The 14,654-nt window shown below is 52.1% G+C and carries 10 protein-coding genes; 4 read left to right on the top strand and 6 right to left on the bottom strand.

The window, feature by feature from the left end; all coding sequences use genetic code 11:
* Positions 1–163 precede the first annotated feature (163 nt).
* Positions 164–1,741 carry a sulfatase-like hydrolase/transferase gene (locus A6R74_RS00545; RefSeq protein ID WP_240488124.1) on the top strand — a complete coding sequence of 526 codons (1,578 nt, stop codon included), beginning with the start codon at positions 164–166 and terminating at the stop codon, positions 1,739–1,741.
* Here A6R74_RS00545 and waaF read toward each other — a convergent pair.
* Positions 1,731–2,774, bottom strand: coding sequence for a lipopolysaccharide heptosyltransferase II (gene waaF, locus A6R74_RS00540; RefSeq protein ID WP_064232429.1), 1,044 nt, complete (start codon positions 2,772–2,774; stop codon positions 1,731–1,733). The genes A6R74_RS00545 and waaF overlap by 11 nt on opposite strands.
* Positions 2,767–3,723 carry an ADP-glyceromanno-heptose 6-epimerase gene (rfaD, locus tag A6R74_RS00535; protein ID WP_064232428.1) on the bottom strand — a complete coding sequence of 319 codons (957 nt, stop codon included), beginning with the start codon at positions 3,721–3,723 and terminating at the stop codon, positions 2,767–2,769. Before rfaD ends, waaF begins: the two co-directional genes overlap by 8 nt.
* A gap of 109 nt (positions 3,724–3,832) precedes the next feature.
* Between rfaD and glyQ the strand changes: the two genes are divergently transcribed.
* From glyQ to gmhB, 3 genes are all read left to right on the top strand, one after another.
* Positions 3,833–4,804, top strand: a complete 972-nt coding sequence (glyQ, locus tag A6R74_RS00530; RefSeq protein ID WP_064232427.1) for a glycine--tRNA ligase subunit alpha — start codon at positions 3,833–3,835, stop codon at positions 4,802–4,804.
* The gene (gene glyS, locus A6R74_RS00525) at positions 4,804–6,870 is read left to right on the top strand and encodes a glycine--tRNA ligase subunit beta (RefSeq protein WP_064232426.1); all 2,067 of its coding nucleotides are present in this window, start codon (positions 4,804–4,806) and stop codon (positions 6,868–6,870) included. The genes glyQ and glyS overlap by 1 nt, the downstream gene beginning before the upstream one ends.
* 186 nt (positions 6,871–7,056) lie before the next feature.
* The gene (gene gmhB, locus A6R74_RS00520; RefSeq protein ID WP_064232425.1) at positions 7,057–7,605 is read left to right on the top strand and encodes a D-glycero-beta-D-manno-heptose 1,7-bisphosphate 7-phosphatase; all 549 of its coding nucleotides are present in this window, start codon (positions 7,057–7,059) and stop codon (positions 7,603–7,605) included.
* 260 nt (positions 7,606–7,865) lie between these two features.
* Here gmhB and gyrB read toward each other — a convergent pair whose 3' ends face one another.
* The 4 genes from gyrB to dnaA form a co-directional block, all read right to left on the bottom strand.
* Positions 7,866–10,286: a DNA topoisomerase (ATP-hydrolyzing) subunit B gene (gyrB, locus tag A6R74_RS00515; RefSeq protein ID WP_064232424.1), complete on the bottom strand. Its 2,421-nt coding sequence runs from the start codon at positions 10,284–10,286 to the stop codon at positions 7,866–7,868.
* 97 nt (positions 10,287–10,383) lie between these two features.
* The gene (recF, locus tag A6R74_RS00510) at positions 10,384–11,487 is read right to left on the bottom strand and encodes a DNA replication/repair protein RecF (RefSeq protein ID WP_064232423.1); all 1,104 of its coding nucleotides are present in this window, start codon (positions 11,485–11,487) and stop codon (positions 10,384–10,386) included.
* 126 nt (positions 11,488–11,613) lie between these two features.
* Positions 11,614–12,717: a DNA polymerase III subunit beta gene (dnaN, locus tag A6R74_RS00505; RefSeq protein ID WP_064232422.1), complete on the bottom strand. Its 1,104-nt coding sequence runs from the start codon at positions 12,715–12,717 to the stop codon at positions 11,614–11,616.
* 60 nt (positions 12,718–12,777) lie between these two features.
* Positions 12,778–14,244, bottom strand: a complete 1,467-nt coding sequence (gene dnaA / locus A6R74_RS00500; RefSeq protein WP_035582418.1) for a chromosomal replication initiator protein DnaA — start codon at positions 14,242–14,244, stop codon at positions 12,778–12,780.
* Between the last annotated feature and the right edge of the window lie 410 nt (positions 14,245–14,654).

Raw genomic sequence — 14,654 nt, 5'->3', positions numbered from 1 at the left:
GCTATCATCAAAGCGATCTTTTTTCTTAGTGGTTCTTTTTAACTATTTATATTAGGTAAATATCATTATACGTTTTCGCTCTTTGACTGCATTGGGTACCGCTAGGTTGGCCACCATTGCATTGACACTCATCGGCCTCTGCCTGGGTTATACCGTCACGGTAATGACCCGATTGCCCTGGTGGACGCTATTTTTTGTCGCCGCTGCATGGATTGGCGTGGGGCTTAAGCTACGCTGGGGTCGGCCTGCCAACGCTCGTTATCGAAAAATGTGGCCTTGGTCGCTGTTACCACTAAGCCTATGGGGCATTTACGTTTACCTTGCGGATAGCTTTGGCATTGTCGATCTAGGGGCGGTGTTTTTTCACCTCCAGGCAGGCATGGCCGAGCATGGTGGCGCAGGAAAAATGGTCATCGCGGTGCTGTATACGCTGATAATGATCGGCATACTGGCTGCCGTGACATGGCTAACACGCCACGATCAGCGCTGGCGGTTAGCTGAGCGCTTTTTTGCTATTTTGTTGCTAGCGAGTAACCCGTTGCTTTATGGCCTAGGCCAACGCAGCGCGTCAATAGTTACCGATGACGGTGCTTGGCTAGACCGCCGCTACAAGCCGCCCCCCACGGAGGAGCTAAGGGATGCCCCTAACTTACTCGTCCTGTATTTGGAAAGCATTGAGCGCACCTACGCCAACGAGCTATTTGGCGATGTCTACGCCGATCTCACTGCATTGGGTGAAAAAGGTGCTGTCTTTGAAGGCATACGCCAAATGGATAACACGGGCTGGACGATGGCCGGCATGATCGCCAGCCAGTGCGGGGTGCCATTAATGCCCGCAGGCCTCCTTCACGACAGTCAGTTTGACCCCTTATCCAAGGTCGTTCCTGGCGTCGACTGCCTGGGCGACATCCTTGCTGCACAGGGCTACCAGCTAAGCTTTTTAGGTGGTGCCAGCACGCAGTTCGCGGGTAAAGGCCTGTTCTACCGTGGTCACCAATTCGATACCGTAAAAGGACGAGAAGAGTTAGAGCCCCTGCTAGAGGATCCTGAGTATGTGAATAGTTGGGGGCTGTACGACGACACGCTGTACGACATCACTGCTGATGAAATCAGGCGCTTAGCTAGCCAAGATAGCGGCCCCTGGGGCGTGGTTAGCCTGAACTTGGCAGGCCATGCGCCCAATGGCTACCCCTCTCAGTCATGCATCGAAAAGCAGGGCGAATTTGATGGACAGGATATTCTCTACTCGGTGGAGTGTGCAGCATGGCTTGCCCGAGATTTGATTGAGCGTTTAGAGACCGAGGGCCTCCTCGACAATACGTTGGTGGTCATCCTTAGCGATCATCTAACAATGCGGGTTTCAGTGTGGGATCAACTGACCGCCTTAGACCGTGACAACACACTGATTATGCTGGGTAACGGGATTGAGCCCCAGCGTATTCGTCGCGACGCTACCATGCTAGATGTTTTTCCCACACTGCTAGATGCGCTGGGCTTTCGTTTGGAACGTGACCGCGCCGGATTGGGTACGTCACTTTTCAGCAATAACCGAACGCTAGTAGAGGCGCATGGCATCGAAGTGCTGAATGAGCGCTTGCGTGAAGAGACGGCGCTTCAGCACCGCCTTTGGGAGGGTATCTCCCCTCAGCGGCGTGAGCCCGTTGAGTCTTCCCCCTCCTCTCAAGAACAAACCGTTGAGACGCCCGCTGATGTAGCGGATGAAGTTGACCTCATTCATTAGCAATCACGCCTTCCCAGTGATGAGATGCGTGAATTTGTTGATAGACCTGGTCAACGCTGAGCTGATTTAGACAGTTGGTATGCTTCAACGGACAGGTACGCTGAAAGCAGGGAGAGCAGGAGAGCGCTAGGTAGTGGATGACGGCATTATCGGTCAACGGCGGCGTGTAAGCGGGCGATGAAGAGCCGTATAGCGCATGGATGCGAACGCCTACCGCGGCGGCCACATGCATTAATCCCGAGTCATTGGTGACAACCTGACGACAATCCGCAAGCAGATCGACCGCATCTGCCAGTTGGGTTTTACCGCACAGGTTATGGGCATGGGAAAGTCCCAGAGTGATCTCCTCTCCCGCCGGATGATCCTTTGCCCCACCAAGTACGCGTACTTCAAAACCCTCTTCCACCAGCCGTTTGGCTAAGCTGTGAAAGTAACTAACCGGCCACTGTTTGGCAGGGCCGTACTCAGCACCCGGCATCAAGCCAATTGCCGTGCGCGATGACAGCGAGTGTGTTAGCCGTAGATTGACTAAATTATCGCGGTCAATCTGTAGTCTCGGTTTGGGCAGCGCAAAGTCACCGCTAGCAGCTTCTTCCAGGGGTAGGCCTAGCGAAACGAAGCGCTTTACCGTTTGATCCAGCACCTGCTTATCAAGTTTGCGACGCTCCTTAAGAAGCCCGTAGCGGTGTTCGCCTAAAAAGCCTATGCGTTCAGGAATACGCGCCATAAAGGGCACTAGTGCAGCCTTCCAAGAACGGGGTAAAACAATAGCGCGGTCAAAACGGCCGCGTAGACGGTTGGCGAGCTCCCGGCGACTGGCCAGGCCAAATTCGCCGTGGCCCACTGCTAACGGCAGCACTTCATCTACTTCAGGCATGCGCTCTAAAATAGGCTGTGACCACTTTGGCGCAACCACGCCAATCGTCGCGTCTGGCTGGCGGGCTTTTAAGGTCATAAACAGGCTTTGCGCCATGACCATATCACCCACCCAGGAAGGGCCAATCACCAGCAAACGCTGTGCTGAGTTAGCCATTTAACCACCCCAAGTAGGCCTTCACCCCTTGAGCCACGGTTTTAAACTCCACATCGCAGCCACTCTCACGCAGGTTGCTAATGTCAGCACGGGTATAGCTCTGATAGCGCCCTTTCAATTCTTCAGGGAAGGCAATGTAGTCAATTTCACCTTTACCGTAAAAGTCGATAACGGCCTCACCAATCGCTTTAAAGGGTTCCGCCCGGCCAGTGCCCAAGTTAAAAATACCGGATTGATCGGGATGATCCAAAAACCATAGGTTCACATCGACCACATCACCGACATACACAAAGTCGCGGCTCTGCATACCGGCTTCAAAGCCGTCGTAGGCGCCAAACAGCTTGAGCGTTTCGCCGTTACGAATTTGCAGATGATTGTGATAGGCCACGCTAGCCATCTTGCCCTTGTGCTGTTCGCGCGGACCATAGACATTAAAGTAGCGAAACCCCACCACCTGCGTGGTTAACTCACTCCACCGTGCGCGTACGTGTTGATCAAACAGCAGTTTTGAGTAGCCGTATACGTTAAGCGGTTTTTCACACTCGGGCACCTCTTTAAACACCTCGCTGCCGCCATAGGTGGCGGCTGACGAGGCATAAAAGAAAGGAATACCCTCCTGCTCGCAGTAATTAAGCAGCACTTTGGAGTACTCAAAGTTATTTTCCATCATGTAGTGGCCATCCCACTCGGTGGTATCCGAACAGGCGCCCTCGTGGAAAATCGCGTCTATCTTGGGTAGGTCAACGCTCTCGCCTGCCAGGGCAGCTTTTACTCTAACGAGGAAATCGTCCTTGTCGAGATAGTCCGCCAGCGTGCAGTCAGCCAAATTGACGAACTTGGTGCCATCGCGTAAATCGTCGACCACCATCACATCGTTTCGTCCACGGGCGTTTAGTGCTTTAACTAAGTTGGCGCCGATAAAACCGGCACCGCCTGTTACCACAATCATACTGTTCTCCTTACCTAAAGCGGCTTGTTGGCATACTTGCCTATAACCCATCTGCCTAGGATTGTATACTTGACGCCTTATGAATTCATGGCCAACGGTGCTTTCCGCGATGAGTGTCTCGACAAACCAATCGACACCCGATGTGTCGACCTTTCAAGGCTTGATCCTTGCTCTGCAGCAGTACTGGGCAGAACAGGGCTGTGTCATCCTTCAGCCGCTCGATATGGAAGTCGGCGCGGGCACTTTCCACCCCGCTACTTTCCTGCGGGCGATTGGCCCCGAAACCTGGAATGCTGCCTATGTACAGCCTTCCCGCCGTCCTACTGACGGCCGCTATGGCGAAAACCCTAACCGCCTTCAGCACTACTATCAGTTCCAGGTAGTGATGAAGCCGTCGCCGAGCAACCTACAGGATCTCTATCTGGGCTCGCTCAAGCGTCTTGGTCTTGATCCGCTGGTTCACGATGTCCGCTTTGTCGAAGATAACTGGGAATCCCCTACCCTAGGCGCTTGGGGCCTGGGCTGGGAAATCTGGTTAAACGGCATGGAAGTCACCCAGTTTACCTACTTCCAGCAGGCAGGTGGCATCGAATGCTACCCAGTCACCGGCGAACTGACCTATGGGCTTGAGCGTATTGCCATGTACCTGCAGGACGTCGACAGCGTTTATGACCTCGTTTGGGCCATTGCCCCCGACGGTAGCAAAGTGACTTACGGCGATGTTTACCTGCAAAACGAGCGCGAACAGTCCGCCTACAATTTTGAGCACGCCGATGTCGACCAGCTGTTTGCTAACTTTGACCATCAGGAACAAGAGTGCGGCAAACTGCTTGCCGCCAGCCTGCCGCTGCCAGCCTACGAGCAAGTTCTGAAGGCTTCCCACACCTTCAACTTGTTAGACGCCCGCCACGCTATTTCGGTCACCGAGCGTCAGCGTTTTATTTTACGCGTTCGCACCATGGCGCGAGATGTGGCGACTGCTTACTTTGATTCGCGTAAGGCCGAAGGATTCCCCATGGCGCCAGAAACGCTTCGCCGAGAACTGTTACAAGAGCTACTCGCCGATCAGGGAGACGACTAATGGCTGTTAATACGCTTTTACTAGAACTGGGTGCTGAAGAGCTGCCACCCACGGCCCTCGATGCGCTTTCCGATGCGTTCGCAGCAGGCATCGAAAAAGGCCTGCGAGACGCCGACGTGCCCTTCGCCAGCGTTAGTGCTTTTGCAACCCCACGACGGTTAGCAGTGCAAGTCAGCGAGCTTGCCGACAAACAGCCCGACCGGGATGTTGAACGCCGGGGGCCAGCGCTCGCAGCCGCCTTTAAAGAAGGTGTGGCCACTAAAGCGGCGGAAGGCTTTGCCCGCTCCTGCGGGGTGAGCGTCGACGAGCTAATTCATTTAGAAACCGATAAAGGCACCTGGCTAGGTTTTCGTGAACAGCAGCAAGGGGAGTCTATTCAAGCATTGCTGCCCGAGATCATCCGCAAATCTATCAGCACCCTCCCTGTGCCCAAAAACATGCGCTGGGGCGCTTCCCGGGTTGAGTTTTCACGTCCGGTTCACTGGTTGGTGGCACTTTACGGTAGCGATGTAGTAGCCGCTGAGGCCCTTGGTTTAGAGGCCACCTGCACCACCTACGGTCACCGATTCCACGCCCCTGATGCTATCCAGCTGGCCCACGCCGACGAGTATGTGGCTGCCCTTGAAAATGCCTATGTATTGGTGGATCGGGAGCAACGGCGCGAACGCATCCGTGAACAGGTCTTAGCAGAGGCTGAAGTCCAGGAGGCCAATGCAGTCATCGACGAGGCCCTTCTGGTAGAAGTGAGCGGCTTGGTTGAATGGCCGGTCGCCCTGACCGGTAGCTTTGATGAGCGCTTTCTGGAAGTGCCCGCCGAGTGTTTGATCTCCTCAATGAAGGCTAACCAGAAATATTTTCACCTGCTGGACGACGCAGGCAAGCTGAAACCGCTGTTTATCACCATCGCCAATATCGACAGCGCTGACCCTGACCAAGTCATTGCCGGGAATGAAAAAGTCATTCGTCCACGCTTGGCCGATGCAGCGTTTTTCTACGACACCGACCGCAAGCGCACATTGGCTTCGCGAATTCCTCAGTTAGAAAGCGTTGTGTTCCAACAGCAATTGGGCACCCTGGCTGATAAAGCACGCCGTAGCACGGTGATTGCGACCTTTATTGCTGAGCAGATCAACGGCGATGTGGCCCATGCCCAGCGCGCCGTAGCGCTTGCCAAATGTGACCTTGTAACGGAGATGGTGCTCGAATTCCCTGAGCTACAGGGCATTATGGGACGCTACTACGCAGAGCAGGATGGCGAACCAGCAGAAGTTGCCCAAGCGCTTGAAGAGCAGTACCTGCCGCGCTTTGCTACCGATGCTATTCCCCAGAGCGCCACAGGCAAGGCATTGGCCCTGGCTGATCGCCTGGATACGCTGGTCGGAATTTTCGGGATTGGCCAGCGCCCTACCGGCGCAAAAGATCCTTTTGCTCTTCGTCGAGCCTCGATTGGTGTGCTTAACATCTTGGTTAAGGGCGAATTGAATCTGGACCTGCGTGAGCTGCTCACAGTTGCCGCAGAACAGCATAAGGGCCTACCTAATGCCGATGGGCTGGTTGAGGATGTGCTGACCTATATGCTTGATCGTTTCCGCGCCTGGGGCCAGGATGAAGGCATCAGCGCTGAAATGTACCTTGCCGTGCGAGCACGCCCGGTGACTAACCCGCTCGACTTCGCCCGCCGCCTGCGCGCAGTGAAAGCCTTTGCACAGCGTGACGAAGCCGCAGCGCTGGCAGCGGCTAACAAGCGCGTTTCAAATATTCTAAGCAAGCAGGCGCATGACAGCAGCACACCTGTCGACCAAGGCTTGCTGCAGGAAGATGCCGAACGGGCTCTTTTTGATGCTGTAACAGATTGCCAGACGAAGGTGGCACCGCTATTTGCTGCAGGTGACTATCAGCAGGCACTCGACGTACTTGCAACACTCCGCGATCCCGTGGATGCCTTTTTTGACCAAGTGATGGTGATGGCAGACGACCCGGCTATTCAGCGTAATCGTTTGGCGCTTCTTGCAAGCCTTCAAGCGCTGTTTTTAGAAGTCGCCGATATATCACTGCTCCCTCAGTAATCGTCGAATAATTGTTTGTAACCCAAGCCCAGCCCTAAACGGTTGGGCTTTTTTGTTTGGGAGCGGAGCACGTGTTGCTAGGAGCATATGTTTCACGTGAAACATCTTTTTGCTAGATCGGGTATAAGATAGTCGTAAAACTAAGGGGCAGTATGCATCGCCAACAACCGTAACAATAGGAACTCTATGCTTAGTGCCGAGAAACTTATCATTCTTGATCGAGACGGTGTCATCAACCATGACTCCGATGATTACATCAAATCCCTCGATGAGTGGGTGCCCTACCCTTCCTCAATTACGGCGATTGCCCGACTCACACGCGCAGGATACTCCATTGCCGTCGCAACGAATCAATCGGGTATTGCGCGTGGCTATTATGATGAAGCAACGCTCCATGCCATGCATGAACACTTAATAGCATTGGTAGAAGCGGAAGGCGGGCATATTGAACATATCGCTTACTGCCCCCATGGGCCAAATGATGGGTGCCAATGCCGTAAACCATTACCGGGTATGCTGCGACAGATCAAACAGATTCTGATGCTAGAGGGTTTAGCGGGGAGTTGGATGGTCGGTGATAGCCTACGAGATCTAGAGGCAGGCGAAGTAATGGGATGCAATACTGTTCTGGTTAGAACCGGAAAAGGGGCAAAAACGCAACAAAAAGGCGTGGGTCTTGAGAAGACCAAGATCTTCGATGATCTCGCACACTTTGTTGACTGGCTAATTGAATAGCTAATTGAGAAGTGAATTGATAAGCGAAATGGGAGGCTAAGCGGTATTAAACAGAGTCTCAGATCGCTCTACTTTGTTCGAGAATGGTCGGCTGAGAAAAATTCTCTGCCACAACCACTCTTCATACTATTTATCTAGCATTGAAAAAGCGTCGCTATGGAATCCATCCACAGCGACGCTTTTATAAGTGACACTAAATCATCTTGAGGCATGGCTCGTTAACATGTTTCACGTGAAACATGTTAACGAAGACCATCAACCTACACGTCTAAATTCGCCACCAGCGCATTGGTTTCAATAAACTCACGGCGGGGTTCAACGTCGTCACCCATCAAGGTGTTGAACATCATATCGGCACCCACGGCATCTTCAATAGTCACTCGTAGCATACGGCGGCTATCGGGATCCATGGTGGTGTCCCAAAGCTGATCCGGGTTCATTTCCCCCAGACCTTTATAGCGCTGCACGGACAGCCCTCGTTGGCCTTCTTGCATTAGCCATGCAAGCACTTCCGAGAAGTGCGATACAGGCTTCTGACGCTCGCCACGGGCAATAAAGGCGCCCTCCTCCAGGAAACCATCCAGGGTTTCACCCAGCTCGGCAATGCCCCGATAGTCGGCACTTTCAAAGAAGTCGAGTCCCCACGTGTACTCCGTCGTCACACCGTGAGCAACCAGCGACACAGTAGGTAAGAACAGACCACGCTCAGTATCTTCTTGAAGATGGAAGTGATAGCGCGGCCCGCCTTCATAAGCCACCATATCGTCCATAATCTTCTGCAGCTCAGCTATCCAGTTCTCCATGGTAATGCGATCTTTCAAGCTCTCCTCGCCTTTGAGCGCAGAGGCATGAATGATTTGTTTAAGTACTTCATTGGGATAAACCCGCGACAGACGATCAATCCGCTTCATCACGTTGCGGTACTGATTCACCAACGTTTCGAGCTGTGAGCCAGAAATACCCGGTGCATTAGCATTCACGTGTAGACCCGCACCATCTAGAGCAGTCGTGGTTAAGTAATCGACCATCGCCTGCTCGTCTTTCAGATAGAGCTCCTGCTTACCGCGTTTGATTTTATACAACGGCGGCTGAGCGATGAAGATATGGCCACGCTCAATCAGTTCCGGCATTTGACGGAAGAAGAACGTCAGCAGCAACGTACGAATATGCGAGCCGTCGACATCCGCATCGGTCATGATAATAACCGAGTGATAACGCAATTTATCAGGGTTAAACTCTTCACGACCAATACCGCAGCCTAAGGCTGTGATTAGCGTGCCCACCTCTGCAGAGGAGAGCATCTTATCGAAGCGCGCTTTTTCGACGTTCAGGATTTTACCTTTGAGCGGCAAAATGGCCTGGGTGCGGCGGTCGCGTCCCTGTTTGGCACTACCACCCGCCGAGTCACCCTCCACCAGGTATAATTCAGATCGGCTTGGGTCTTTTTCCTGACAGTCCGCGAGCTTGCCGGGCAGACCGGCAATATCCAGCGCGCCTTTGCGGCGAGTCATATCGCGCGCTTTACGAGCGGCCTCACGGGCACGCGCAGCATCCAACATCTTATTAACGATTGCTTTAGCTTCGTTTGGCTTTTCAACAAGATATTCGGAAAACAAGCGGCTCATTTCCTGCTCAACCGCGGTTTTCACTTCACTGGAGACCAGCTTGTCCTTGGTTTGAGACGAAAACTTAGGATCCGGCACTTTGACCGAAATAATCGCCGTCAGGCCTTCGCGGGCATCATCGCCCGTCGTATTGACCTTGGCTTTTTTGAGCAGGTTTTCAGCTTCAATATAATTATTGAGCGTGCGGGTCAGCCCGGCACGAAAACCAGCCAAGTGAGCGCCACCATCTCGCTGCGGAATATTATTGGTGTAACAAAAAATATTTTCAGTGAAGGCTTCGCTCCACTGCATAGCCACCTCTACTTCAACGCCATCGTCACGCACAGCGTTAAAGTGGAATACTGGGTTAATCACACTCTTATTAGTATTCAGGTGGTCAACAAAGGCGCGCAAACCGCCTTCATAGTGGAACAGCTCCTCTTTTCCGCTGCGTTCATCCAGCAATCGAATGGCCACGCCAGAATTCAAAAAGGAGAGTTCTCGCAGCCGCTTGGCTAAGATATCAAAATGGAATTCAATATTGCCAAAGGTTTCCGGAGAAGGACGGAAGTGAACGCGAGTACCGCTTTTTTCGGTTTTGCCCACAACACCCAGTGGTGCCTGGGGAACACCGTGGCGATACATTTGTTCAAACACTTCACCCTGGCGCCAAATCGTTAAGCGCAGTTCAGCGGAAAGCGCATTGACAACAGAAACACCTACACCATGCAAGCCACCGGAAACTTTGTAGGAGTTATCGTCGAATTTACCGCCTGCGTGCAGAACCGTCATGATAACTTCAGCAGCGGAAACCCCCTCCCCTTCATGAAGCTCGGTGGGTACGCCACGGCCGTTATCGCTCACGGTGACTGACTCATCTGGGTGGATGACAACGCGAATTTCGCTGCAATGCCCCGCCAATGCCTCGTCGATGGAGTTATCCACCAATTCGAAGACCATGTGGTGCAGCCCAGTACCGTCGTCGGTGTCACCAATATACATACCTGGTCGCTTACGCACCGCGTCCAGTCCCTTGAGCACCTTAATGCTTGATGAATCGTAAGCCTGCTCGCTCATTGACCACTCCGTCGTGAAGTCTGTCTCATCCCGTATCGTCTATCCTTCCTGCGCTAATTTAACCGGCTAGAGCTGATGTCATTTTAACTAATCAGCTCTAGTTAGTTGGCTCTAGATGGCTGAGACCCTGTTCGGTATGTTTCACGTGAAACATCTTAACCGAAGTCTCAGTCCGCCAAGTACTCCTCAACGCGGAAGGTTCGACACTGGTAATAAATGCTTGGCACTGCATATCTTCGAGTAAACCACAAAACTGGTGACGATTATGCTCGTCAAGCTCCGCCGGCAAATCATCGATAAGGTAAATACAGTGCCGCTGTGCTGTTCTTTCCAGAAACCGGCCTTGGGCGAGCTTTAAAGCACTCACCACTAACTTTTGCTGGCCTCTGGAAAGTACTTCTACCGCAGGCTGCTTGTTTATCCTAATACGTAAATCAGCGCGCTGTGGGCCTTGCTGAGTGAAACCCATCTGTTGATCCGTTAGCCGGTTATCATGTAACACCGACGCAAGCGATCGCTCTTTATCCCAGCCTCTGGCGTAATTCAGCGACAAACCCGGTAAAGGCAGTAACACTTTAAGCGTCTCTTCAAACACGGGCAGAAAGTCACTAAACCAAGCGCGACGCAATGTATCTATCTGTTCGCCCCAAGTGGCGAGCTCCTGCTCCCACACCGCCATTTCTTGAGGTTGTATTCTACCACGCCTGAGCAGTGCATTCCGATGTTTCAACGCACGTCGGGAGCGTTTCCAGATGACTAAAAAGTCATGTTTCACGTGAAACACCCCCCAGTCGAGAAACTCACGGCGACCAGCTGGAGATCCTTCGAGCAATCGGAAAGCATCTGGATTAATTAACTGTAGCGGCATCGCCTCTACTAACTCCGCCAGACGAGCATTTTTATCACCCTTTAAACGAAGCTCCAGCTCCCGCTGAGCACGTAACCGGCGCACACCCAGGGTAACCTCAGGCTCACCGCTTAAACGCCCGTAAAGCGTCATATGGGGCTCATCCGTCTGAATCGCGTTCTTAAGTTGGCGCGTTCGGAAAGAGCGCCCCATGCCTAGAATATGTACGCCTTCCAACAGACTGGTTTTTCCACTGCCATTAGCACCGCTAATCACATTGATGCGGGAAGAAGGGATCATCTCAACAGGCTGAAGATTGCGTAAAGCGTGGAAATTAAGCAGTGTCAAGCTCATCCAATTATCACCACTTAAAAAAATCCTCGAAAAGGGAGTATTCCAAACGTGTTGCGGCGCTTCTGCTACCAGAAGCGCCGCTTAACCTAGCTGTTTATATATTTGCTATCCCGCAGGCATAAACGTTTACAGGCGCATTGGCATAACGACATAGAGTGCATCACCACTGCCTGGCTCTTCAAGCAGTGCACTACTATTAGGGTCGGCTAGGGTAATCTGCACACGTTCTTCATTAAGCACTGTCAGAACATCCACCAAGTAGCCTACGTTAAAACCGACCTCCATTGCCCCCCCGTTGTACTCAACGGCGATATTTTCCTCGGCTTCTTCTTGCTCGGGGTTGTTAGCCATCACTTTAAGGTTGTTCTCCTCAAGATAGAGGCGCACACCGCGGTACTTTTCGTTGGAGAGGATGGCAGTACGTGAAAGCACTTGGCGCAGTGCTGCGCGCTCAGCAAGCAATACTTTATCGCCATTGCGGGGCACAACACGCTCATAGTCGGGAAATTTACCGTCGATTAACTTAGAGGTGAAGGTAAAATCCCCTGTATGGGCGCGCACATGGCTGGAGCCGAGCGTTAGGCTGACAGGCTCATCACTATCGTCCAACAGGCGCGACAGCTCTAAAATACCCTTACGCGGCACAATCAGCTTTTGAGCTTGGCTGACGGTGACCTCAATTGGGCGTGAACACATCGCCAAGCGGTGGCCATCCGTTGCTACTGTGCGCAACAGGTTGCTTTGAATTTCCAGCAGCATACCATTGAGGTAATAACGAACATCCTGCTGCGCCATCGCAAACGAGGTGGCTTCAATCAAATGCTTTAGCGTACCGCGGGGTACGCTAATCTCCTGGCTACCGTCTGCATCTTCGATATTGGGAAATTCAGCAACAGGGAGAGTCGACAGAGTAAATCGTGAACGACCACTACGAAGTACCGCGCGGCCCTCTTCAACGGCTAGTTGAATGTCAGACTGATCGGGTAATGATTTACAAATATCCATCAGCTTACGTGCAGGCACTGTCGCGGAACCCGCCTGGTCGACTTGACTGGCCACGGTACGACCAACGAGCTCGACTTCTAAGTCAGTGCCAGTGAGCGACACTTGGTCACCCTCTACTTGAATCAGCACATTAGAGAGCACTGGCAACGTTTGGCGACGCTCAACGACACCAGCGACCAGAGTCAGCGGACGTAGCAGCGCCTCTCGGGAAATCGAAAATTTCATCAATACTCCGGTTCTATATCCTGAAAGACCTGCGTATGACAGGCCCGACCCATGGGATGATTAACTGGTTAACAGGCGCAATAGATTCTTGTAATCCTCACGAATATCCGCGCTCTCTTCCTGCAATGATTTCACTTTCCGGCAAGCGTGCAACACCGTTGTGTGGTCACGGCCGCCAAAGGCATCGCCAATCTCAGGCAAGCTGTGATTGGTTAGCTCCTTAGCAAGCGCCATCGCCACCTGACGAGGGCGGGCCACTGAACGTGAACGCCGTTTAGAAAGCAGATCCGCCACCTTAATCTTGTAATATTCAGCAACTGTACGCTGAATATTATCTACCCCTACCTGTTTGTCTTGAAGCGCTAGAAGATCTTTCAGAGACTCTCGTATAAAGTCCTGAGTAATCGTTTTACCCATGAAGTGAGAATCAGCGATGACTTTTTTCAACGCCCCTTCCAATTCGCGCACGTTGGAGCGGATTTTTTGCGCAATAAAGAAAGCCGCATCATGAGGCAAATCGACCTTAGCTTGGTCAGCCTTTTTCATCAAGATAGCCACGCGGGTTTCAAGCTCCGGTGGTTCAATCGCTACCGTGAGCCCCCAACCAAAGCGTGATTTTAGGCGCTCCTCTACACCACTGATCTCTTTAGGATAGCGATCAGAAGTGAGGATCATTTGCTGCCCACCTTCCAAAAGTGCGTTGAAGGTATGAAAAAATTCTTCTTGCGAGCGCTCTTTTCCAGCAAAAAACTGAATATCATCAATAAGTAACGCATCAACACTGCGGTAAAAGCGTTTAAAATCATTAATCGCATTAAGCTGAAGCGCCTTGACCATATCGGCCACAAACCGCTCTGAGTGTAGGTATACAACTCGGGCATTTTCACGCCGGGTTGCCAATGCGTTCCCCACAGCATGCATTAAGTGGGTTTTACCCAAACCTACGCCGCCGTATAAAAACAAGGGGTTATAAGCGCCACCAGGATTTTCAGACACCTGGCGGGAGGCCGCGCGAGCTAATTGGTTCGATTTACCTTCTACGAACGTATCAAAAGTAAAATTAGGATTAAGGCCGCTGCCATGTTTCAGGCTGCCCTCTACCTGTACCTGACGCTCATTATTTCGCCGGCTCGGTGCTTCATCACGCAGCCTATCAATTTCACGCTCATCGGCAATATCGCCGCGTGGCGGCGTGTGTACAGCAGGTGACGCCGGTCGAGACGGTGAAGCGGATACAGGGTTACCTAAATCACGATGCTGAGGGGCCTGAGTTGCCAAGCGGCGACTACCTACCGTCAGGCTTACTTTTGGCGGTTTGGCCGGTGCGAGTTCACGCATCAGCTCACTAATCCGCTTGGCATACTTATCGCTCACCCAATCGCGCACAAAGCGATTCGGCGCCAATAAGCGCAGCTCGTTGGACTCTCCTTCTTCTGCCTGCAGCGGGCGTATCCAGGTATTGAACTGTTGTGAATTCAGCTCATCCTGCAGGTTGTCCAGGCACTGTTGCCAAAGCGTCAGTGACACTCATCTCACCATCGGTTGAAAACGGCCGACCATTGTAGCGCCCAAAGCCTCGGTTATCCACACGGGTTTAGCCTTCAATATTGACCTGTGGACAACTTGCAATGAGCCTATGGGAAAACCTTGTGGATCGGTGGGGACAACCGTTAAAAATGCGCCTTATGCAATGGTTAGTCACATCTAGCCAACACCTTGTGGACTGCTTATACGGGACTTACACACAGATTTTTTATTATTATAGGTTATTGAAAGATAAGAATAATAAACGCTTATCCACAAATAGTATCCCCACTATTAATAACAACAGGTTTAGAACTACCTATTAGTAATAATAGTGACATTATTAATGGCTACTCTCACCGCATCAAGCACGCTGGCTGAGGCGTGATAACGCTTTTATGCAAGGAAAAATT

Origin of the sequence: Halomonas sp. ALS9 (assembly GCF_001651035.1) — a bacterium.
Lineage (GTDB): Bacteria > Pseudomonadota > Gammaproteobacteria > Pseudomonadales > Halomonadaceae > Vreelandella.
This window is presented reverse-complemented; position numbering and strand designations above follow the sequence as displayed.